18 protein-coding genes are annotated in these 21,754 nt (G+C 56.0%); 8 read left to right on the top strand and 10 right to left on the bottom strand.

Annotation, left to right across the window (positions count from 1 at the left end):
- Window positions 1-71: 71 nt before the first annotated feature.
- Both ACK5JN_RS12485 and ACK5JN_RS12480 read right to left on the bottom strand, forming a co-directional pair.
- The gene (locus tag ACK5JN_RS12485; RefSeq protein WP_416870473.1) at window positions 72-1,577 is read right to left on the bottom strand and encodes a carboxylesterase/lipase family protein; all 1,506 of its coding nucleotides are present in this window, start codon (window positions 1,575-1,577) and stop codon (window positions 72-74) included.
- A 43-nt stretch (window positions 1,578-1,620) separates the two neighbouring features.
- A complete protein-coding gene (locus ACK5JN_RS12480; RefSeq protein WP_416870472.1) occupies window positions 1,621-2,964 on the bottom strand; it encodes a VOC family protein in 1,344 nt (447 codons plus the stop codon).
- Between the two features lie 227 nt (window positions 2,965-3,191).
- Here ACK5JN_RS12480 and pcaH point away from each other — a divergent pair, with 227 nt between their 5' ends.
- The 3 genes from pcaH (at window position 3,192) to ACK5JN_RS12465 (ending at window position 5,669) form a co-directional block, all read left to right on the top strand.
- Complete coding sequence (pcaH, locus tag ACK5JN_RS12475) at window positions 3,192-3,932, top strand: protocatechuate 3,4-dioxygenase subunit beta (RefSeq protein WP_416870471.1); 741 nt, start codon at window positions 3,192-3,194, stop codon at window positions 3,930-3,932.
- A complete protein-coding gene (pcaG, locus tag ACK5JN_RS12470; protein WP_416870470.1) occupies window positions 3,929-4,549 on the top strand; it encodes a protocatechuate 3,4-dioxygenase subunit alpha in 621 nt (206 codons plus the stop codon). The genes pcaH and pcaG overlap by 4 nt, the downstream gene beginning before the upstream one ends.
- Before the next feature lie 196 nt (window positions 4,550-4,745).
- Complete coding sequence (locus ACK5JN_RS12465) at window positions 4,746-5,669, top strand: LysR substrate-binding domain-containing protein (protein ID WP_416870469.1); 924 nt, start codon at window positions 4,746-4,748, stop codon at window positions 5,667-5,669.
- 36 nt (window positions 5,670-5,705) lie between these two features.
- On the opposite strand, the gene ACK5JN_RS12460 is transcribed toward ACK5JN_RS12465, so the two are convergent.
- Window positions 5,706-6,608, bottom strand: coding sequence for a lipopolysaccharide core biosynthesis protein RfaZ (locus tag ACK5JN_RS12460; RefSeq protein ID WP_416870468.1), 903 nt, complete (start codon window positions 6,606-6,608; stop codon window positions 5,706-5,708).
- A gap of 490 nt (window positions 6,609-7,098) precedes the next feature.
- Between ACK5JN_RS12460 and ACK5JN_RS12455 the strand changes: the two genes are divergently transcribed.
- Window positions 7,099-9,474, top strand: coding sequence for a glucose/quinate/shikimate family membrane-bound PQQ-dependent dehydrogenase (locus ACK5JN_RS12455; protein ID WP_416870467.1), 2,376 nt, complete (start codon window positions 7,099-7,101; stop codon window positions 9,472-9,474).
- Between the two features lie 46 nt (window positions 9,475-9,520).
- On the opposite strand, the gene ACK5JN_RS12450 is transcribed toward ACK5JN_RS12455, so the two are convergent.
- The 5 genes from ACK5JN_RS12450 to cybB all read right to left on the bottom strand — a co-directional run bounded on the left by ACK5JN_RS12450 (window position 9,521) and on the right by cybB (window position 14,531).
- Complete coding sequence (locus tag ACK5JN_RS12450) at window positions 9,521-11,215, bottom strand: methyl-accepting chemotaxis protein (RefSeq protein ID WP_416870466.1); 1,695 nt, start codon at window positions 11,213-11,215, stop codon at window positions 9,521-9,523.
- A gap of 137 nt (window positions 11,216-11,352) precedes the next feature.
- Complete coding sequence (locus tag ACK5JN_RS12445) at window positions 11,353-12,471, bottom strand: S-(hydroxymethyl)glutathione dehydrogenase/class III alcohol dehydrogenase (protein WP_416870465.1); 1,119 nt, start codon at window positions 12,469-12,471, stop codon at window positions 11,353-11,355.
- 23 nt (window positions 12,472-12,494) lie between these two features.
- Complete coding sequence (locus tag ACK5JN_RS12440; RefSeq protein ID WP_416870464.1) at window positions 12,495-12,770, bottom strand: metal/formaldehyde-sensitive transcriptional repressor; 276 nt, start codon at window positions 12,768-12,770, stop codon at window positions 12,495-12,497.
- Window positions 12,771-13,289: 519 nt separating this feature from the next.
- Complete coding sequence (gene leuE / locus ACK5JN_RS12435) at window positions 13,290-13,928, bottom strand: leucine efflux protein LeuE (RefSeq protein WP_416870463.1); 639 nt, start codon at window positions 13,926-13,928, stop codon at window positions 13,290-13,292.
- Between the two features lie 75 nt (window positions 13,929-14,003).
- The gene (gene cybB / locus ACK5JN_RS12430; protein WP_416870462.1) at window positions 14,004-14,531 is read right to left on the bottom strand and encodes a cytochrome b561; all 528 of its coding nucleotides are present in this window, start codon (window positions 14,529-14,531) and stop codon (window positions 14,004-14,006) included.
- 225 nt (window positions 14,532-14,756) lie between these two features.
- Here cybB and gap point away from each other — a divergent pair, with 225 nt between their 5' ends.
- Together gap and ACK5JN_RS12420 are read left to right on the top strand one after the other, a co-directional pair.
- Window positions 14,757-15,758 (top strand): type I glyceraldehyde-3-phosphate dehydrogenase, encoded by a 1,002-nt coding sequence (gene gap / locus ACK5JN_RS12425; RefSeq protein ID WP_416870461.1) that lies wholly within the window; start codon window positions 14,757-14,759, stop codon window positions 15,756-15,758.
- A gap of 199 nt (window positions 15,759-15,957) precedes the next feature.
- A complete protein-coding gene (locus ACK5JN_RS12420) occupies window positions 15,958-16,884 on the top strand; it encodes an alpha/beta hydrolase (protein WP_416870460.1) in 927 nt (308 codons plus the stop codon).
- Between the two features lie 35 nt (window positions 16,885-16,919).
- On the opposite strand, the gene aldA is transcribed toward ACK5JN_RS12420, so the two are convergent.
- The gene (gene aldA / locus ACK5JN_RS12415) at window positions 16,920-18,365 is read right to left on the bottom strand and encodes an aldehyde dehydrogenase (protein WP_416870459.1); all 1,446 of its coding nucleotides are present in this window, start codon (window positions 18,363-18,365) and stop codon (window positions 16,920-16,922) included.
- Between the two features lie 266 nt (window positions 18,366-18,631).
- On the opposite strand from aldA, the gene ACK5JN_RS12410 reads away from it, so the two are divergent.
- Complete coding sequence (locus ACK5JN_RS12410; protein ID WP_416870512.1) at window positions 18,632-19,129, top strand: hypothetical protein; 498 nt, start codon at window positions 18,632-18,634, stop codon at window positions 19,127-19,129.
- 42 nt (window positions 19,130-19,171) lie between these two features.
- Here ACK5JN_RS12410 and ACK5JN_RS12405 read toward each other — a convergent pair whose 3' ends face one another.
- The gene (locus ACK5JN_RS12405) at window positions 19,172-19,966 is read right to left on the bottom strand and encodes a YdcF family protein (RefSeq protein WP_416870458.1); all 795 of its coding nucleotides are present in this window, start codon (window positions 19,964-19,966) and stop codon (window positions 19,172-19,174) included.
- Between the two features lie 360 nt (window positions 19,967-20,326).
- Between ACK5JN_RS12405 and ACK5JN_RS12400 the strand changes: the two genes are divergently transcribed.
- Window positions 20,327-21,649: an MFS transporter gene (locus ACK5JN_RS12400; RefSeq protein ID WP_416870457.1), complete on the top strand. Its 1,323-nt coding sequence runs from the start codon at window positions 20,327-20,329 to the stop codon at window positions 21,647-21,649.
- The last annotated feature ends 105 nt before the right edge of the window (window positions 21,650-21,754 follow it).

Below are 21,754 nucleotides of genomic sequence, written 5' to 3'. Positions count from 1 at the left end.
ATATCGGCGTTACTGTCGCCCACTCTAGACAAAATTGACTGATAATCCAATTGCTAGCGCAATAAAATCTGCTAATCCAGGCTCACATGGTGTTTCATCACGCGCTTAAACAGCGCCAGCCGCGCGCGCATAAAGCGGTTTTCTACGCGGAATCCAACCTGTTTATCCAGCCCTATACGCAGCAAACGGTCGCGGCCGCGCACCGAGGCAGGCCAGCGCACCGGGCCGGTCAGCGTTGTATGCGCCGCGCTGGCGTGACGGGCAAAGTTTACCCAGTAGTCGGCCACCTGAGCGGCAAAATTCAGGTCATGGGAGGTGGCATAATCGCAGGATGGCGGAATGTTACCCAGCGTATCGAAAACGTAAGGCACTTCATTACCATGCCACGCGCCGTGCGGATAGGTGTGGTGCTCCGCTTCGGCGACGTAGTCGAACCAGTAGCGCCAGCACGGTTGATTCAGCCGCTGCTGCGCCTGCATCACCACGTAGCCCAATGTGGTAAACGCCATGTCGCGGCACACCTGACGGCCCAGTTCTTCATCGCCCTTCACGCCAGGATACAGCAGCCGGATTAAGCCCAGCCCCAACCGACGTTCCCGGCGCAGCTTCTGGATTTCGCCGGCTAAATCCACGCCGAACACCGCCATCACGCTGGCTTCATCACTGTTAGAACCGACGAGCACCGGCATTGCGTGCTGTCTGGCAGCAAAGAACACGTCGAGCATTGGCTGCGGCAGTACCGCATCACCGGCGATCGGCGCGGGGCCCAGATTGTGCGGGGCAGTCAATGGCCAGAACGCCTCAGCCGGTATTTCACGCAGCATGTCGGCAGAAGCATTGGGAAGATTGAAGTGCTCGGCTAAGCGTTCCCCGCGCGCCAGCGCCGTTTCTCGCGGCATATCGGGTAAGGTGTAGCCGCTCTGGATAATGGCTTTATGGAACAGCCCTTTCGCCCGGGGCGAAGCCATCAGCGACAGCACGCTGCGCGCGCCGGCGGATTCGCCGAACAACGTGACGTTGTCACGATCCCCGCCGAAGGCGGCAATGTTATCCTGCACCCAGCGCAGCGCGGCGATTTGATCCATCAGGCCAAAGTTATACAGCCGCTCGCCGTCTTCCCCCTCCAGCGCCGGATGGGCAAAGAATCCCAGGTGGCCAAGCCGATAGTTGAGCGTCACCACCACCACGCCGCGACGCGCCAGCGCCTTGCCATCATACGGCGGCAGCCCGCCCGCGCCGATGGTAAAACCGCCACCGTGCAGCCAGACCATCACCGGCAGCGGTTCGTCGCGTTGCGCGGGTGACCAGACGTTGAGATACAGGCAATCTTCCGAGAAGCGCCCCGGATCGCCGCCGCCCAGTTCCTGACAGTATTCGCTGTTTTGCCAGCTGGAGGCTGAAAAGGTGTCGGCCGGGCGAACGCCCTGCCACGGCGTGACCGGCTGCGGCGCGCGCCAGCGCCATGAGCCCACGGGCGGTGCGGCATAGGGAATGCCGCACCACAGATGGATATCCTCATCCACTCGTCCTGACAACGACCCATGTAAGGTCTCTACGCGCGTTGAGGCATTCTGCATCGGTATTCATCCTTTTTATTGATTCCTTTGCAGATTAACCGTTTCAGAGCAAACCGCAACGGCGTTTGCTGCGCACCTCCGCCTCTTCATACAGGCTGAACTCATCCAGAACCGGCCGCCCCAGCGCCGCTTCAAAGGCGCTACGGCTGGCGTTGCCGTGGCTGCGGGTCTGGGCATCGCCACCGAGATTGGACTGAAAAATCCCGGCGGCGCTGACCGGCAGAAAATCTTCATAGGTGATCGGCTGAGCGGTTATCCAGCCGCGTTCGATAAAGGGCTGCGGGTCGTCGCCGGGACGAATCGCCTGACGGTGGGCATCACCGCTCGGCGTCAGACGATAGCGGAACCAGGCCAGCCCCTGCTGACGCAGGAGAAATTCGCTGTCCGGCAAGGCTTTGAACACCGCCTGAAGATGTTGCTGATGGCTGAGGTTGTCTTTACCCACGCCCGCTTCACTTAACAACTGGTCATATAGCGCACGCCCTTTCGGCGTTAACGCCGCGCCGCGCTGCTCTATTTCGCCAAATCGCGCGGTGTGCGTCCCCTGAGTATCACCGGCAAACGCCACCGGCTCTTCCAGCGCCTTAAAGCTGGTCTGCCGCAGCAGTAGCGGCACCGCGCGGCGCGGTGGCCCTTCAATCACCGCTTTTGGATCGATCCCGTATTTCGCCATCAGCGACTGTACCTGATCGATATCGAGCGTGCGCGGCGTCAGATGGTTAATATGGCAGCCCGGGAAACACACCACGTCGGCAATCAGCCGATGCTGGCGGTTTAGCGCCTCGTAGGTTTCTTTATCTACCGTCGTGTGCCGGTGCCAGCGGAAGGTCTCCAGCGCCTCGCGGACAAACTCCTGCCCCTGCGTGCTGTTAAAACCGCCTTGCTCATCATGGAGATTCATCAGCGCGCGACAGCGCGGCGTGAAAATATCGCGTCGGGAGAGGATTTTCGCCGCTTTATCACGCAGCGCGGGATCGTCAATCAGCTCCAGGCGCAGCAGCGACGTAAAGATACGAAACGGATTACGCTGTAATGCGGCATCATCCACCGGACGAAACGCCGTGGAATGTACCGGCACGCCGGCTACCGAAAGATCGTAATAGCCGACCGGCTGCATCCCCATAATGGCAAACATCCGGCGCAGCGTCGCCAGTTCTTCTGCCGTTCCCACCCGTATCGCCCCGTGACGCTCTACGTTAAGGCGCGCCAGCTCATCGGCATTCGCCAGCTGTTCGTGTAAGCGCGCATTATTTTCCAGCACCGCCAGATTCACATCAGCAACAAGCGCTAACAACGTGCCATATTGCGGCACTTCCTGCTGGTACATTGCCGACATTGCTTGTGAAAACTCTTCCCGAATATCATCTGCTGAAAGGGTGTGCGCCATGTTTTCTCGCCTCCTGTGCCTATAGTTGCAGTGTAGGTAAGCGTATGACGCCATGGGAGTAAGAATTTACAAAGTGTGATCCCGGCGACTGAGTTGATTTCACGGTGAATCCCGGCGGTTACATAACCACAGGTTATTTAAAATACACCTTAAATTCACTATTAATTAACAATACATTTACACACACTGTGTACGGCAATAATAAAATACCCTACACGGAGCCACCTATGAGCACAAAATGGTCACCGCAAGAAGTGATTCACCGGGATTATAACAATCACCCACCGGCCTTCGCGCCAGGTTACAAAACCAGCGTGCTGCGCTCGCCGCGTAACGCCCTTATCTCATTGCAAAACTCGCTGTCGGAAATCACCGGCCCGGTCTTTTCCCAGCAGGATATTGGCCCGCTGGATAACGACCTGATTCTGAACTATGCCAAAGATGGCCTACCGATTGGTGAGCGTATTATCGTTCACGGCTACGTGCGCGATGGCTTTGGCCGCCCGTTGAAAAATACGCTGGTTGAAGTGTGGCAGGCCAACGCAGGCGGCCGCTACCGGCATAAAAAAGATCAGTACCTGGCGCCAATCGACCCCAACTTCGGCGGCTGTGGCCGCGTAATGACCGATGAAAACGGCTACTACTTCTTCCGTACCATCAAGCCCGGTCCCTACCCGTGGCGCAACCAGGTTAGCGACTGGCGCCCATCGCACATTCACTTCTCTATTTTTGGCGAAGCCTTTGCCCAGCGCCTGATTACGCAGATGTACTTTGAAGGCGATCCGCTGATCAAACAGTGCCCTATCGTTAAAACCATCAATAACGATGATGCGGTACGCACGCTGATTGCCGAGCTGGACACCCATGCCGCCGTACCGCTTGACTGTCTGGCGTATCGTTTTGATCTGGTGCTGCGCGGCCAGCGCGCCACGCTGTTTGAAAACCGCACGCAGGGGGCTGCACGATGAAAGATTACTTACCTGAAACCGCATCGCAAACCGCCGGGCCATACGTGCACATCGGGCTCGCGCCGGATGCCGCAGGTTTTCATATTTTTGAGAAGAATTTTGGCCCGACGCTGGTGAACAGCCATACGCCGGGTGAACGTATCGCGATTGAAGGCCGGGTATTCGACGGCTCAGGTACGCCGGTGCGCGACGTGCTGATTGAGCTCTGGCAGGCCAACGCCGACGGGCGCTACAACCACCCCGCCGACCAGCAGGAAGGCAAATCGCTCGATGCCGATTTTCGCGGCTGGGGCCGCGCCTGCTCCAACTTCGACAGCGGCGTCTGGCGCTTCGATACCATTAAGCCAGGGCAAGCCGTCGGGCGCGATGGACGCCTGATGGCTCCCCACGTCAATCTGTGGATCGTCGCACGCGGTATTAACATCGGCCTGAACACCCGCATGTACTTCTCTGACGAACAGGAAGCTAACGCTAAGGATCCGGTGCTGAACCTGATCGAGTGGGAAGTTCGCCGCCAGACGCTGATTGCCCGAAAAGAAACGCGCGGCAACGAGACGGTGTATCACTTTGATATTTATCTGCAGGGGGAGAAGGAAACCGTATTTTTTGACGTGTAAACGGTGACCTTTCCGGCGTCTTTCGCCACTGCCTCTTACTTAACCCGGCCGAGCATCGCAACGCCGGGTTAGTTTTGTTGTGCAATAAATTGCTTGTCTGTTAAACTGCACAAATGTTAATAATAATTTGCTAGCAAGTTATCAAAATTAAACAACTTCACTTGTCACCCATGCTGCTCTGTTTTTAACATCGCTTATGGAAAAAAACGCTCTCTTTAGTCAGCGCATTCGTCTGCGCCATCTGCACACTTTCGTGGCCGTCGCCCAGCAAGGAACATTGGGGCGCGCGGCTGAAACCCTTAATCTCAGCCAGCCAGCACTCTCTAAGACGCTGAATGAACTGGAACAGCTCACCGGCACGCGGCTCTTTGAGCGTGGCCGTCTGGGTGCGCAGTTGACCCTTGTTGGCGAACAGTTTTTAACCCATGCGGTGAAGGTGCTCGACGCTCTGAATACCGCCGGGCAGGCGCTGGTTCGTAAAGAAGGTGTTAACAATGATGTGGTGCGCATTGGCGCGCTGCCTACCGCTGCGCTGGGCGTGCTCCCGGCGGTGATCGGCCAGTTTCATCAGCAGCAAAAAGACGTCACGCTTCAGGTCGCCACCATGAATAACACCATGCTGCTGGCCGCGCTGAAGTCCGGAGATATCGATCTTGGCATTGGGCGGATGTCTGACCCGGAACTGATGACCGGGCTGAACTATGAGCTGCTTTTTCTCGAGTCGTTAAAGCTGGTCGTGCGGCCAGACCACCCTATTCTGCATGAAAATATCACCCTGAGCCGCGTGCTGGAGTGGCCGGTGGTCGTTTCACCAAAAGGTACAGTACCGCGGCAGAACGCCGAAACGCTGCTGCAAAGTCAGGGCTGCAAGATGCCGGCGGGTTGCATAGAAACGCTTTCTGCGTCGCTGTCGCGCCAGCTGACGGTGGACTACAACTACGTCTGGTTCGTGCCTTCCGGCGCGGTGAAAGACGATTTACGCCGCGGCACCCTCACCGCGCTGCCGATTGCCACGCAAGGCCAGGGCGAGCCAATTGGCATTCTCACCCGCGTGGATACGCCGCTCTCTTCCGGCGCCCAGACGCTGCTGAGCGCCGTGCGTAAGTCGATGCCTTCCTGATGATGCTGCTGTGGCCCGTCAGGGCCACGGTGCGCCCTAGCTGGCTCGTCTGGCAACCTGCTCCCATGAGAGTTTAGGAAAGGCGTCGATGGCGCTGTCTGGCGATAAATTCACAACCTGGATGTTATTGAGTTCACAATAGGACTGTGCCGCATAAAAAGAGTGGCTAATTTGGGCAAAATCACGGTCAAGCTGTGTGCCTAATTTATCGTCAGCCGTTTCATAAAAACGCGGCTGGTTAAAATTATTCATATCCAGCCCTGCGATATATATTTGCCGATAGCCTAACGCGCAGGCAATCTGTAACGCGGGATAAACCACTGTTCCGCAATCAAATAATACACGCTCAATGTTATCCGAAAAACCAGCGCCATCCAGCCAGTGATAATGTTCATCATTAACCACAACAGGCTCTTTTGCCGCAAGGAATTTGTAGACACAGGCACCTGACGCTGCTTCAAAAACTTTAAACCGGCAGCGTATGTGCCGCCATTCGATATTGGTAAAAATAGTTTCCAGCGTGGTGTATGGGCAAAAAAGCGTGAGATCTTCTTGCGCTACTAACGCTTTGACAAGCGACAATCGGCGCAGAACGAAGTTTCTGTCCGTGATGGCATACCATTTAAAATCAATGTGTTCCATTGATGATGCGCCGTTAACGCCAAAGTAATCCAATGAATCATTAAAAAAACGCATGTCGATGTGATTGATGGACGGCCCGGTGGCCATAATAAGCAGAGGTTTACTTCTTCGTTGCTTATCAAGAACTGCGGTGTTGATCGGCTTATTTTTAAAGAAAACGTTTTCAATACCACCCGATGCGTTTCTCACCACTTTAAAAAACGGCCACAGATTTTTATTGTGCTGGTACTGCTGTCGGTGCGTCGTGCGGTATAACGTCTTACAAAACCATTTGGATAAATTATTGATGGCCATCATGATGTTTATTCCAGAAATATAGTGCAAGCGCTTTTGTTATTGTTATTTACAGAGTTCGATAAAAAGCCACACGCCATCTACATTCCCCAAAAGTCAAAAGAGGTGTTTGTTATTTTACCCCGATTCTCTATCATAGCATATTACATCAGAAAAATTCAGAATTAAACTCGACCTGCAACGCCACATGCCGCCTGGTTTACCCCATCTCTCAGCTACCCATCCACAGGTGCCCCTCTGTTTACACACTCTACTGGCAACGCACACAACACCGATACGCAAATAATGCGAAATTATTCATTAACAATTGCGCAATGCAATTTAACAGATCTATCATAGCCATAAGTTAACCAAATGGTTCACAGATGGTTCCATTTGTGAACTAAATACCCCAATTAGAAACAAATAGTAATTTCACTCAAAACACCAGCACGACAACATTGAGCCATATGGTTCAGTCGTGTGCATTTTCGGCTGTCGAAAGGAGAACAGTATGTCTACTGGCAACGTGCCGCGAGGATTTCCCCGGATCCTGCAGTGGCTTCTTATTGGACTGATGGCGATCATCGGTCTGGCGATTGGCGCGCTGGGGGCAAAACTTGCCGCCGTGGGCGGCACCTGGTTCTTTGCCCTGATGGGGCTGGTGATGGTGGTGTGTGCCATTCTGATCGCCCGCCACCGCCGCGGCGGGATTGTGCTGTACGCGCTGGCGTTTATTGTCGCCATCGTCTGGTCCATCAATGACGCAGGCTGGGATTTCTGGCCGCTGTTCTCGCGCCTGTTCGCCTTTGGCGTGCTGGCGTTCCTTTGCGCGCTGGTATGGCCGTTTATGTCGCCCGCTCAGCCGACGAAAAAAGGCCCGGCGTTTAGCCTCGCGGCGGTGATTGCCGTCGTCCTGCTGGCCAGCATCGGCGGCATGTTTAAACCGCAAACGCTGGTGTCCGCCACCGAAGCGGTGCCGGTGAAGCCGGTTGCCGCCGGTGAAGAGCAGAAAAACTGGGAGCACTGGGGTAATACCACCCACGGTGACCGCTTTGCCGCCCTGGATCAGATCAACAAGCAGAATATCAATAAACTGCAGGTGGCCTGGACCGCGCACACCGGCGATATTCCGCTGAGCAACGGTTCCGGCGCGGAAGATCAGAATACGCCGCTGCAGGTCGGCGACACGCTGTTCGTCTGCACCCCGTACAGCAAAGTGCTGGCACTGGACGTCGATACCGGGAAAGAGAAGTGGCGCTATGATTCAAAAGCCACCGCGCCAAACTGGCAGCGCTGCCGTGGGCTGGGCTACTTTGAAGATACCCAGGCGCTGAGCGCGCCGCAGACCACGGAGCAACCCGCCGCCTGCCCACGCCGCCTGTTCCTGCCAACCACCGATGCGCGACTGCTCGCCATTAATGCCGATAACGGCAAGCTGTGCGAAGACTTCGGCGACCATGGCGTTGTCGATCTGAGCCTCGGCATGGGCGAGATCAAACCGGGCTACTACCAGCAAACCTCAACGCCGCTGGTCGCTGGTAACGTGGTGGTAGTCGGTGGTCGCGTCGCCGATAACTTCTCCACCGGTGAACCGCCGGGGGTGGTTCGCGCCTATGACGTACGCACCGGCAAGCTGGCCTGGGCGTGGGATCCAGGTAACCCGAACCTGACCGGCCTGCCGCCGGAAGGCCAGACCTACACGCGCGGTACGCCGAACGTCTGGTCGGCAATGTCTTATGATGCGAAGCTGAACCTCATTAACCTGCCAACCGGTAACGCCACCCCCGACTTCTGGGCCGGTGAACGTACCGCGCTGGACGATAAATACAGCTCTTCCATCGTCGCGGTCGATGCCACCACCGGTAAAGTACGCTGGCACTATCAGACCACCCACCACGATCTGTGGGACTTCGACCTGCCTTCACAGCCGCTGCTGTATGATTTACCGGACGGCAAAGGCAGCACCACCCCGGTGTTGGTACAGACCAGCAAGCAAGGCATGATCTTCATGCTCAACCGCGAAACCGGCGAGCCGGTCGCCAAAGTTGAAGAGCGCCCGGTTCCAGCCGGCAACGTACAGGGTGAACGCTACTCTCCGACTCAGCCGTACTCCGTCGGCATGCCGATGATCGGCAACGAGCAGCTGAAAGAGTCCGATATGTGGGGCGCGACCCCGGTTGACCTGCTGCTGTGCCGTATTCAGTTTAAAGAGATGCGCCATCAGGGCATTTTTACCCCGCCGGGCGTCGATCGTTCGCTGCAATATCCGGGTTCACTGGGCGGTATGAACTGGGGCAGCGTGTCGGTTGACCCGAACAATAGCCTGATGTTCGTTAACGATATGCGCCTGGGCCTCGCCAACTATATGGTGCCGCGCGCTAACGTCGCTAAAGACGCCAGCGGTATTGAGATGGGGATTGTGCCGATGGACGGTACGCCGTACGGCGCAATGCGCGAGCGCTTCCTGTCGCCGCTGGGGATCCCGTGTCAGAAACCGCCGTTTGGTACCATGTCCGCGGTGGATCTGAAGTCGGGTAAAATTGTGTGGCAGGTGCCGGTGGGTACCGTTGAAGATACCGGTCCGCTGGGCATCCGTATGCACATGCCGATTCCTATTGGCATGCCGACGCTGGGCGCATCGCTCTCGACGCAGTCGGGCCTGCTGTTCTTCGCGGGGACTCAGGACTTCTATCTGCGCGCGTTTGATACCGCGACCGGGAAAGAGATCTGGAAAGACCGCCTGCCGGTGGGCAGCCAGTCTGGCCCGATGACCTACGTATCGCCGAAAACCGGTAAGCAGTACATCGTGATTAACGCCGGAGGCGCACGCCAGTCGCCGGATCGCGGTGACTACATCATTGCTTACGCCCTGCCGGATTCGCAGTAATCCTCTTCCCCGTAGCCGCCCTTGGCTACGGGGCTTTTTTGACTTATCAGAACGTTTCCCAGTTATCCGCACCCGCGGTGGCGACAGCCGGACGCGTCGGCGTAAACGCCGCTTTCACGCTGGCCTTCTCCGATACGCTATTTTCACTGCGCTGAATACGGAACACGCCCACCGCTTCGGTAAGACGTGCCGCCTGCTCTTCCAGCGAGGCCGCCGCCGCTGAAGCCTCCTCGACCAGCGAGGCGTTTTGCTGCGTGACGTTATCCATCTCGGTCACCGCCTGGCTCACCTGCTGAATCCCGCGATTTTGTTCGTCAGAGGCGGCCGCGATTTCCAGCATAATATCGGTCACGCGTTTGACCGCATCCACGATATCGGTCATCGTCGAACCTGCACGCACCACTTCATCCGAGCCGCGCTCAATTAAAGTGACCGACTCACTGATCAACCCTTCGATCTCTTTCGCCGCCTGAGCGCTGCGGCTTGCCAGCGTGCGTACTTCACTGGCCACCACCGCAAACCCGCGCCCCTGCTCGCCCGCGCGAGCCGCTTCAACCGCGGCGTTCAGTGCCAGAATATTGGTCTGGAAGGCAATGCTGTTAATGACCGAGGTAATTTCCGAGATTTTCTTCGAGCTGGTGGAAATGCTGCCCATGGTCGCCACTACCCCGGAAACCAGCTGGCCGCCGCGTGAGGCTTTACCGGAGGCGTCCTCCGCAAGCTTGCTGGCATGATGAGCGTTTTCGGCGTTCTGTTTCACCGTGGCGGTGAGCTGCTCCATACTGGCGGCCGTTTGTTCAATCGCCGCGGCCTGCTGCTCCGTACGGGAAGAAAGGTCGGTGTTACCCACTGAAATTTCGCTGGTCCCCCGGTAAATCTCTTCCGCACCCTGGCGTACCGTGCCGACGGTCTGCACCAGCGCATGCTGCATTTTCTGGAGATTGCCGTTGAGTTGGCCAATTTCGCTGCGCCCCACCGGCTCATCCGCCATGGTCAGGTCGCCGCTGGCGATCTGCGCAATGCGCGTACCGGCGCGCTGCAGCGGCTGAATCACCACGCGACGTAAGGTCGTGAACGTCAGCACCGTCATCACCAGCGCCAGGATGAACGCGCCAATCATAAACATGACACCCAGGCGGGTACGATCGTGGGCCAGCTCGGCCAGCTGGTTGGCGCGGGCGGTACGGATATCAATAACCTTCAGGCGCACATCGTTGTAAGCATCGTCCAGCGCGCGGGCCTGCTCGCTTTCATAGTTGATGATCGCCTCAAACATGCCGTTCTGGGCATATTTCAGCATCGGTTTCATCCCTTCCAGATAGGCGTTATAGCGCTGATTCATTTCGCCATCCAGCGCCTGGTCGGCGGACGTTTTCACGCCACGATCGGTGTAAACTTTATAGCCATCCTGAGAACGCGTGATCCAGTTCGCCGCCGCGGCGAGGTTTTTCTTCATGCTCTCCATTTCGGCGATGCGACTGTCTGCCCCGGCGTGAATCATCATTAAACGCGCTTCGCGCAGATAGTTGGCACTATCGGAAAGCCCCACCCGCACCTGCAGTTCATGGGTGACGTCTCGCTGGTCGTTATCGGCTTGCCACATAAAATAGCCAGCCAGCCCTGAGCTGAGAGCAAAGAGCAGTAAAATACCGCCGAACACGGAGCCAAAAAACGGCACCAGGCGAATATGGTGTAAAAAACCGATCTTTTGCGCCCGGCTCGGCGCAGACTTTTTATCCATGAGTTAACTCTCTTGTACTTGAGGTAAGTACCAGAGTCATCGGCAATTTCCGTTAATTTTTTATCAGGAAAGGCGCGAAACGTAGGACGGGTCACACTTAATGAAACCAGCGGGAAAGCTCCCGCTGGTAGGTGGCGTTATTTATCGCCGAAATGAATCACGGTACGGATAGATTTGCCTTCATGCATCAGATCGAACGCTTCATTGATCTGACCCAGCGGCAGGCGGTGGGTGATAAACGGATCGAGCTGAATTTTGCCCGCCATTGCGTCTTCTACCATGCCCGGAAGTTGAGTACGGCCCTTGACGCCGCCGAACGCAGAACCGCGCCATACGCGGCCGGTCACCAGCTGGAACGGACGGGTTTTGATTTCCTGGCCCGCACCGGCCACGCCGATGATGATGCTTTCGCCCCAGCCTTTATGGCAGCATTCGAGCGCGGAACGCATCACGTTAACGTTACCGATACACTCGAAGCTGAAGTCCACGCCGCCGTCGGTCAGTTCGACGATCACGTCCTGAATCGGCTTATCGTAGTCCTTCGGGTTGATAAAGTCGGTGGCACCCATTTCTGCCGCCAGAGTGAATTTTTCCGGGTTAGTATCCACCGCCAGAATACGCCCCGCCTTCGCCTGTACCGCCCCCTGGATCACCGCCAGGCCAATACCGCCAAGGCCAAAGACCGCTACGGTATCGCCTTCTTTTACCTTCGCCGTGTTGTGCACCGCGCCAATACCGGTGGTCACGCCGCAGCCCAACAGACAGACTTTGTCCAGCGGCGCCTGCGGGTTCACTTTCGCCAGTGAAATTTCGGCGACGACGGTGTATTCGCTGAAGGTGCTGGTGCCCATATAGTGGTAAATCGGCTCGCCGTTATAGGAGAAGCGCGTCGTGCCATCCGGCATCAGACCTTTGCCCTGGGTGGCGCGAACGGCCTGACAGAGGTTGGTTTTACCGGATTTACAGAACTTACACTCGCCGCATTCGGCGGTGTACAGCGGAATAACGTGGTCGCCAGGCTTCAGGCTGGTCACACCTTCACCCACTTCAACCACTACGCCACCGCCCTCATGGCCCAGCACCGCCGGGAAAACGCCTTCCGGGTCATCACCGGACAGCGTAAACGCATCGGTATGGCAGACGCCGGTGTGGGTGATTTTGACCAGCACTTCCCCTTTTTTCGGCGGCGCGACGTCAATTTCAACAATTTTCAGCGGCTGACCTGGGCCAAACGCAACTGCAGCACGTGATTTCATAGCTGTCTCTTCCGTTGTGATGATTATTTTAAATAGGATCGTAGCAGATGACCGACTTCCGTCATGCGAAGCGCACGCTGATCCGGCGTGGTCTCTCCGCTCACCAGTTCGTCTTTGAGATGCATTTCGACCATTTCGCCCATCAGGCCGTTGGCGGCCCCGCGAATGGAGGCAATCTGTTGCAGGATAGTGAGGCACGAGTCGCCGGACTCCAGCGCGCGCTCCAGCGCCTCAACCTGCCCTTTAATGCGGCGAACCCGGGTTAATGCGCGTTTTTTATCTTCAGGTGAATGCGGCATAGGCCCTCCGGTAATATAGGGGGGTATACTATCAGTAATTTTATAAAATTGTAAAATGATTGCGCAATTTCTGCCAAAAGAATTACAGGGAAGCGTGTAGAGAAGCGAATTAGGTGCGATGAGGATGACAGACACCATCAAGAGTGGCGGTAATACAGATGACGATCAGGGCGACAATCATCGCCTTTGGCTGCTTCATAGCCTGCTTCTCCTTGACCCGAAGGTCCGCAAGAGGCTACTCTGATGTTGTAACGCATAGATGTGGCCTCGGTTGATGTTGAGCGTCCTGCAAGACGCTCAATGTTTCCGGGGCTTTTCTCTATCTGCCGTTTGGCTAATGCCTGAGACAGATAGCCTCAAGCACCCGCTAAGATAGTACACCCTGCCGCTAACTCTATGAATCACTTTATCTATTAGCTTTGAGTGCCCTATCAGGCACATCTATAACGGCTTTGAATTATTGCGGGGAGCGGGATGGGATTGCCGGACGGCGACTACGCCTGGTCCGGCATCGATAGCTCAGGACTGCAACGTCGCCAGACGGGCAGCAAAACCGACAAACACCAGGCCAATCAGGCTATTGCCAATCTTCGCCAGCTTCTTACGGGTTTTAACATAGCGGGTAACCAGCGAACCGGAAACGATCAAGAAGCTCAGATAGGTAAAGCTCACCAGTTCCAGCGTCAGCGCGAGAATAAAGAACGCCAGACCCGGCGTTTTGGCGTGCACGTCAATAAACTGCACAAAAAACGAAACATAGAATAGAATCGCCTTCGGATTGGTCAGGCTTAAGGTCAGCGCACGTTTGAAAATGGCATGGCCCGGCTCGGCCTCTTCTTCCTGCCCTACCGCTTTACGTTTGAGCGTGCTGTAGAGCATCTTACCACCGAGATACAGCAGATATATCGCGCCGAGATAACGTACGATGTTAAACAGCACCGGCGTGGTTTTAATCAGCGTGGCAACGCCGGCAAACGAGAGGAACATCAGCACGGCATCGCCGATAAAGACCGCCAGCGCCGCCATATATCCTTTACGGATACCGTGCGCAACGCCGGTTTTCAGCACGAAAAACGTATTTGGCCCCGGCACCAGAATAATAAAGATCGCCCCGAGTAAATACGTCCAGTAATTCAGCACGCCAAAATCTGCGAACACCCTGTTCTCTCCTACACCAACGCAACAAAAATGATGGCGTATGGTAACGCGAAGCCCAGGGAGTTAAAAGCCTTGTTAACGCTTACGCGGCATCATCCGCAGCAGCGTGTTGTCCTTCCAGATATAATGGTGCGCCAGCGCGGCAAGGGCATGCAGGCCAATCAGCCAGTAACCCAGGTTGGCGAGGAAGACATGGTACTGCTTGAGCGTATCCACCAGGTCGAAATTGGCCTCGGCGGCGTGCGGCATCACCAGACCAAATGCCAGCCACGGGTTACCGCGGTTGTACATCATCACCAGGCCTATCAGCGGTAAGGCGATAAACAGCAGGTAAATGGCCAGGTGCCCCAGGTGCGCCAGCCCGGTCATCATCGGCTTTGGCTTTGGCACAATCGGCGGTGCCGGGCGCTTCAGGCGAATCAGCAGGCGCGCCACCATCAGCACCAGAATGCTGATACCGCAGGAAACATGCACCATATTAATCAGCGGTCGGTCGCTACGCGGGAAGAATCCGCGCAGTTCCATCGCCGCGTAGGCCACCACCACCAGCAAAAAAACCAACCAGTGGATCGTCATTTGTAAGCGGGAATATTTGTCGTTCATCGCCGTATGCACTCTGAAAAATAACATAAAAAAGCAAAATAGCCGCCTTTCATTAAAAATTCATTAACTTTTTCATATCGATACAAATTATTTTATCAAAATGACATTGCCCTTCACCGTTGGCTGAACTAAGCCTGGACAGGTGAAACCTATAATCCACACTTATCTATTAGCAGGTTTAAATACGCGTATTGGGCTAACCCCCATCACTGACAGGAGAGCACCATGAGTAAAATTGGCATTAACGGGTTTGGGCGTATCGGCCGACTGGTTTTGCGCCGGTTACTGGAAGTATCCAGCAGTCATGAAGTTGTCGCGATTAACGACCTGACCTCGCCCAAAGTGTTGGCTTATCTTTTAAAGCATGACTCTAACTACGGCCCCTTCCCGTGGAGCGTTGATTTCACCGATAACGCGCTGATTGTTAATGGCAAAACGATCACCGTTTACGCCGAGAAAGACGCGAAGAACATCCCATGGACCGCTCAGGGCGCTGAACTGATTGTGGAATGCACCGGCTTCTACACCTCGACGGAAAAATCGCAGGCCCACCTGGATGCCGGGGCGAAAAAAGTGCTGGTCTCCGCGCCTGCCGGCGAGATGAAAACGCTGGTGTTTAACGTCAACGACGATACGCTGAATGCCAGCGACAAGATTATCTCCGTGGCCTCTTGTACCACCAACTGCCTGGCACCGATGGCCAAAGCGCTCAACGACGCGTTCGGCATTGAAGTGGGTACCATGACCACCATCCACGCCTACACCGGCACCCAGTCGCTGGTTGATGGCCCACGCGGGAAAGATCTGCGCGCCTCGCGCGCGGCGGCTGAAAACATCATTCCGCATACCACCGGCGCGGCAAAAGCGATTGGTCTGGTCATCCCCGCGCTAAGCGGCAAGCTCAAAGGCCATGCCCAGCGCGTGCCGACTAAAACCGGCTCGGTGACCGAACTGGTCTCCATCCTTGGTAAGAAAGTCACCGCCGAGGAAGTCAATCAGGTCATGAAGAATGCCGCCGAAAACAACGAATCCTTTGGCTATACCGAGGAAGAGATTGTCTCGTCCGATATTATCGGTACCCATTTCGGTTCGGTGTTCGACGCCACCCAGACGGAGGTCACCGAAGCCGGTGGTCTACAGCTGGTGAAGACCGTTTCCTGGTACGATAACGAGTACGGCTTTGTCACCCAGTTGATTCGCGTGCTGGAAAAATTCGCCAGAATGTAATGCTCTCCGGCGGGCGGTTTCGCCCGCCGTCTTGCCACAAGCGGTGGTCCATATTGGATTTATGCGCATTTTGATCGGCAATGCTACAGATTGCACAATACAACTGCCCCCTAAACGATCTACTGTTACCCCCCCACTGGCCCCGCAAAACGTCTGTGCGTCAACGATGTCGCACAGAATGCCATTCAACGAGGATGAAATGTACACAACGCAAAAGGACGAACTGCTGGCGCGGATGGAGAAAGCCGCGCGCACCGCCACCACCTTTTTCCTCTGGCCTAACGGAGATGCGCCGGGCGCGCAGCCCAGCCGCGTGACATTAACGCTGGAGAGCGACCATACCGGCAACAGCGCGTGGGATCGCGCGGTGACCGGCATTCGCGCACCGCAGGTAACCGTCTATCAGCCTGAGCGGCCCAACGGGGTCGGTATTCTGGTCACGCCCGGCGGCTCCTATAAACGGGTGGTGCTGGATAAAGAAGGCACCGCGCTGGCGCCGGATTTTACCGCACGCGGCTACACGCTGTTTGTGATGACCTACCGGCTGCCCGGCGATGGCCATGTTGAGGGCGCTAACGCGCCGCTAGCGGACGTGCAGCGCGCAATGCGGACTATCCGCAGTCAGGCGGCGCAGTGGGGGCTACAGCCCGATAAACTGGGCGTGCTGGGTTTTTCCTCCGGTGGGCACGTAGCGGCAAGCCTCGGTACCCGTTTCGCGGAACCGGCCAGTTCACCGCTGGACGCGGTGGATGAGCTCTCCGCTCGGCCTGACTTTATGGCGCTGGTATACCCGGTTATCAGCATGGACAGCGAATTTGGCCACCCCGGCTCCCGCCACGAACTCATCGGCGACGCGCCAGACGCTGAACGGCGCGCCCATTATTCGCTGGAAAAACGCGTAGATGATGATACCCCGCCGACCTTTATCTTACATGCGGTGGACGATCCGGCGGTGAAGGTGGAAAACAGCCTGGCGCTGTTTAATGCGCTACGCGCCCATCGGGTGCCGGTTGAAATACATCTTTTTGAGCAGGGGCTGCACGGATTTGGTATTCGTGATACGCTGGGTTTACCGGTCGAGGTATGGCCGCAGCTGATGATGAACTGGATAGCGACTAAAGTGTAACCCGGCTTCGGGTTACACTTTCAACGTGCGTGAGTTTAGCCCTGCGACTGAAGGTAGACCACCTGCGTCTGCAGATATTCATTCAGCCCGTGGCGGCCATCGGCGCCACCGATGCCCGACTTACGCCAGCCCGCATGGAAGCCCTGCATTGCTTCAAAGTTCTCGCGGTTGATGTAGGTTTCGCCAAACTTCAGCCCGCGAACGGCCTTCATTGCCAGATTCAGGTCACGGGTATAAATCGATGAGGTCAGGCCGTAGTCGCTGTCGTTCGCCATCTTTAGCGCCTCATCGAGGGTATCGAACATCACCACCGGCAGCACCGGGCCGAAGGTTTCTTCGTGCATGATGCTCATCTCCTGGCGCACGTCCAGCAGCAGGGTCGGCGGGTAGAAATAGCCGCTGCCTTCTACCGCTTTACCGCCCAGCGCCACTCTGGCCCCCTGCTCAACGGCTTTCGCCACTTTCTGCTCGACGCGCTCCAGCGCGGCGGCATTAATCAGCGGCCCCATGGCAATGTCGTTGCGCTGCGCCGGGTCGCCGAACGACACCGCTTTCATTGCTTCACCCAGCTGATTAACGAAGCGATCGTAGATGCCTTTCTGCACATACACGCGCTCGGCGCAGTTACATACCTGCCCGGTGTTGATGACCCGGGAGTCGACAATCGCTTTCACCGCCAGCTCAATGTCTGCATCATCCAGCACGATAGCGGGCGCTTTGCCGCCCAGTTCGAGGCACACTTTGGTGATATTCTTCGCCGCGGCCGCCATAATTTTCTCACCCGCCGTCACGCTCCCGGTCATGCTGACCATCGCCACTTTCGGGTTACCCGCCAGCTCCTGGCCGACGGTCTCGCCGCGTCCCAGCACCAGGTTAAACACCCCTTTCGGCAGCCCGATCTGATGAACGATTTCCGCAAAGGCGATGGCGTTATTCGGCGTAAATTCGCTTGGTTTAATCACGATGGTGTTGCCGGTAATCAGCGCTGGTGCGAGCTTACGGGCAATCAGGAAGAACGGGAAGTTCCACGGCAGAATGCCGGTGGTGACGCCCAGCGCGCGCTTAAAGACAAAGATATTTTCACCCGGACGGTCGCTTTGCAGAATTTCGCCTTCATAGCGACGCGCCCATTCGGCCATGTACTCGATGTAATCGGCGGTGAAGTTGACCTCCACCTCCGCCAGCTGCTGGATCTTCCCGCCTTCCGCCACAATCAGTTGGCTGATTTCTGGCGCACGGGCGCGGATACCCGCCGCAATTTTGCGCAACCATCCGGCGCGTTCAATAGCCGGCAGCGCTTCCCAGCCCGGCTGGGCGCGTTCGGCGGCATCAATGGCCCGCTTAGCATGCTCGGCATCGCCGTCCGGGATGCGGGAAAGGCACTCTTCCGTCGCGGGGTTAATCACATCAATCCAGCTTTCGCCCTGCCAGCTAACGAACTGACCATCAATATACATGGGATGTTGCACGGGTGACGTCATGACCTGCTCCTGTCTGCGTGAGGGGGTTGATAAGTAAAATTATTGTTAAATACATATACACTTTGGCAACTTTCCCCAACCGGTTCAGTGCGTTTATGTGAGGTGACTCGTAAAGAAAGCGAGGATCGTGACGGCAACAATAAACCGGCGTTCCGCGACGGTTGAACCTTTGTTTATCGTGCAAAACGTATGATGGCGAACATTATTTTCTTATTTAAGCGTTCCGAAGTTTTATCATGCGTAGAATCCCCAGCGCGCTGGCATTTATGGCGGCAGCTATTCCAGCAGCCTCGAGTTATGCCGGTGAGATTAACCTGTACTCCGTGAATACAGGTTCATTCGTCTATCATATGACCGGCAATCACGGCCAATATAATGAGAAATTCAACAACGATTTCTTCTCCGTTGAGCGTAAATTCTCCACGGATTCAAAATACAGCCTGCTGGTTGGGACGATGAAAAACAGCTTTGCCGATCGCTGCCTGACGATGGGCGTGCGTCGTGACTGGCTGCAAGGCAATAACGAGAACAAAGGCTGGACCTTTAAAGGGATCTACGCCTATACCGGTGAGTTCTTTTTCGATGCCTTCCGCCACTGCGGCGACGAGGGCGCGTACCGTACGGCAAAGAAAATCACCGGCGTCGGCTTTTCACCGTATCTCTATCATGGGCTGCAATACAACTTTACCGACTACTTTGGCATTGAGAGCGGGATTATTCTGCCGTCGATCTTTGTGGTGAGTATGCAGTGGAGTTTCCGTTAAGCGCCTCTGCTTTACCCGGCGTGCGCCGCCGGGCGATGTGATTCACTTCAGCGTACGGCTGGCAAGCACCTGCTGTAGCTGCGGGTCGGCGGACAGCCGTTGCCAGGCCTCGTCGACCGCCTCTGGAACATCAACATGGGCAATAAAGCCTTTGCCCTGCGGCCCGTAGCCTTGCGCATCATCGCGCAGACGCGGCAGTTCCCCGAGGATCAGCGACAGATAGCGCGTTACCGGCCACAGCCCGACCGCCTGCTGCCGCCAGTCCACCCCATGGGGCGTATTTTCAAGTTCCGGCACGAACCCCGGATAGCTCAGCCAGCGCGGCGCACTGTCAACGTCCTGCCACACGCGGGCAAAAGTCGCCATGGTGCGGCGCTGCATGGTTGGGTCCTGAATCACCGTCGCGCAAGGCGCGGTGATGCCCTGTTCTTCCATCATCCGCCGAGTAAACCAGGCGTTCTCCCCGCAGTTGGTGGAGCGGTCTTCCACCACTATCCGCTCACGCGGGATCTGCCAGAAGCGGTGGGCAATTTCCGCCAGCAGCACCGCCTCGGCCTTACCCTGGGTTGCAATACCGGCATAGCGCGGATGACGAGCGATGGCCTCATAAAGAAACGTCGTTGAGTGACCGATCCCGCCGCTAATCAACAGCGTCCCCCCCTGCTTACTGACCAGCCGGCAGGCGGCATCAATGGTCGGCATCACGGCGTTGCCCGCCAGCACCACCAGCTGACTCTGGTCGGCCCCTGGCGAGGTTGAGAAATCATTTTGCGCCAGCCAGCGACCCAGAACGTTGGCCGCGGCCAGGGTGTTTTCCGCTAAATGTAACAGGCTCATCGTGGACTCAACTCCTTTTCTTAACGCAAATGACGCGGCAAAAATCATCTCAATCTGCCCAATTTGTAACAAAGATGAAATAACCAGAAACGTCTAAAAACAATGCGGTTGCACCTGAATAATACGCTACTTAATTCACATTTATCAGAACTTAAAACCACAAATTTGCCATTATCAAGTTATCAACAATGAAAATGACTCTCATTTTAACTCACAAATTTCAACGCCGCGCTTGCCAAAGATAACGCTCATATCTAATTTGCTTAACAAACACACAACCTTTTTCACAATCCAGGTTGCACCCCTTAACGAAAAAAGGTGGCACCTGATTTTAACCCAATGTGGCGGGAGTTATTCTTCATGACAATACAAGAAAGCAGCACCACAATCCTGAAAAAGAATAAAAGGGTTTTGATTGCTAGCCTGACGGGCAGTTCCATTGAATGGTTTGATTATTTTCTCTACGGCACCGCTGCCGCATTGGTGTTCAACAAGATCTTTTTCCCGATGGTTGACCCGGTCATCGGCCTGATTCTCTCCTATCTTTCCTTCTCGCTGACTTTCTTTATCCGCCCGATCGGCGGCGTGATTTTTGCCCACATAGGCGACCGTATCGGACGGAAAAAAACGCTGGTGTTAACCCTGTCGCTGATGGGCAGTGCAACCGTAATGATTGGCCTGCTGCCCACCTATGACCAGATCGGCATATGGGCACCTATTCTGTTGATTCTGATGCGTATTATCCAGGGCATGGGCATCGGCGGTGAATGGGGCGGCGCGCTGCTGCTGGCCTATGAATACGCGCCGGAGAAGCGCAAAGGTTTCTTCGGCAGTATCCCGCAGGCCGGTGTAACTATCGGCATGCTGATGGCGACCTTCATCGTCTCGCTGATGACGATGTTTAGCGAAGAACAGTTCCTCTCCTGGGGCTGGCGAATTCCGTTCCTGATGAGCGCCGTGCTGGTGCTGATTGGCCTGTGGATCCGTAAAGATATCGACGAAACGCCGGAGTTCAAGAAGGTAAAAGCATCCGGTAAAGTGGCGAAAGCGCCGCTGCGCGATACCCTGACCCATCACTGGCGTGAAGTGATTATCGCCGCCGGGCTGAAGGTGGTGGAAACCGCGCCGTTCTATATTTTCTCCACTTTCGTGGTCAGCTACGCCACCACCACCCTGACCTATCAGAAATCGCAGGTACTTGAAGCCGTGACCCTGGGGGCGTTGGTCTCCACGGTGATGATCCCGCTGATGGGACTGCTGTCCGATAAAATTGGCCGTCAGCGGATGTACGCCATCAGCGTCGTGCTGCTGGGCCTGTTTATCGTGCCGTGGTTTATGCTACTTAACACTGGCACCACCTGGGGTATTATCCTGGCAACGGTGATCACTTTTGGGATCCTGTGGTCGCCCATCACCGCCGTGCTGGGTACGCTGTGCTCGGAAATTTTCAGCGCCAACGTCCGCTACACCGGCATTACGCTGGGCTACCAGATTGGCGCCGCGCTGGCTGGCGGTACCGCACCGCTGATCGCCACCGGCCTGCTGGCAAAATATAACGGTGACTGGGTTCCGGTCGCCTGGTACCTTGCCGCGACCGTCGCTATCTCGCTGACGGCCATTTTCTTCGCCAGCCGCAGCAAACGCCACGTTTCCTCGGTGAGCGCGCAGACCAGCGAAGTGTAAATCTGTCGCCCGGCCAGCACTCTTGCCCTGGCCGGGCTACCCATAAATAGTCATGACCTAATAACATTTATTTTTCACATTCTCTTGAATTATGGTTTGCGGCGA

It is taken from the genome of Kluyvera sp. (assembly GCF_047971185.1).
GTDB lineage: Bacteria > Pseudomonadota > Gammaproteobacteria > Enterobacterales > Enterobacteriaceae > Kluyvera.
The sequence above is the reverse complement of the archived record's forward strand: the minus strand, read 5'-3'. Positions and strand labels throughout refer to the sequence as shown.

Coding starts and splice junctions, on each gene's coding strand:
- ACK5JN_RS12485 (WP_416870473.1), bottom strand. CDS start 1,577: ATGCAGAATGCCTCAACGCGCGTAGAGACCTTACATGGGTCGTTGTCA.
- ACK5JN_RS12480 (WP_416870472.1), bottom strand. CDS start 2,964: ATGGCGCACACCCTTTCAGCAGATGATATTCGGGAAGAGTTTTCACAA.
- pcaH (WP_416870471.1), top strand. CDS start 3,192: ATGAGCACAAAATGGTCACCGCAAGAAGTGATTCACCGGGATTATAAC.
- pcaG (WP_416870470.1), top strand. CDS start 3,929: ATGAAAGATTACTTACCTGAAACCGCATCGCAAACCGCCGGGCCATAC.
- ACK5JN_RS12465 (WP_416870469.1), top strand. CDS start 4,746: ATGGAAAAAAACGCTCTCTTTAGTCAGCGCATTCGTCTGCGCCATCTG.
- ACK5JN_RS12460 (WP_416870468.1), bottom strand. CDS start 6,608: ATGATGGCCATCAATAATTTATCCAAATGGTTTTGTAAGACGTTATAC.
- ACK5JN_RS12455 (WP_416870467.1), top strand. CDS start 7,099: ATGTCTACTGGCAACGTGCCGCGAGGATTTCCCCGGATCCTGCAGTGG.
- ACK5JN_RS12450 (WP_416870466.1), bottom strand. CDS start 11,215: ATGGATAAAAAGTCTGCGCCGAGCCGGGCGCAAAAGATCGGTTTTTTA.
- ACK5JN_RS12445 (WP_416870465.1), bottom strand. CDS start 12,471: ATGAAATCACGTGCTGCAGTTGCGTTTGGCCCAGGTCAGCCGCTGAAA.
- ACK5JN_RS12440 (WP_416870464.1), bottom strand. CDS start 12,770: ATGCCGCATTCACCTGAAGATAAAAAACGCGCATTAACCCGGGTTCGC.
- cybB (WP_416870462.1), bottom strand. CDS start 14,531: ATGAACGACAAATATTCCCGCTTACAAATGACGATCCACTGGTTGGTT.
- gap (WP_416870461.1), top strand. CDS start 14,757: ATGAGTAAAATTGGCATTAACGGGTTTGGGCGTATCGGCCGACTGGTT.
- ACK5JN_RS12420 (WP_416870460.1), top strand. CDS start 15,958: ATGTACACAACGCAAAAGGACGAACTGCTGGCGCGGATGGAGAAAGCC.
- aldA (WP_416870459.1), bottom strand. CDS start 18,365: ATGACGTCACCCGTGCAACATCCCATGTATATTGATGGTCAGTTCGTT.
- ACK5JN_RS12410 (WP_416870512.1), top strand. CDS start 18,632: ATGGCGGCAGCTATTCCAGCAGCCTCGAGTTATGCCGGTGAGATTAAC.
- ACK5JN_RS12405 (WP_416870458.1), bottom strand. CDS start 19,966: ATGAGCCTGTTACATTTAGCGGAAAACACCCTGGCCGCGGCCAACGTT.
- ACK5JN_RS12400 (WP_416870457.1), top strand. CDS start 20,327: ATGACAATACAAGAAAGCAGCACCACAATCCTGAAAAAGAATAAAAGG.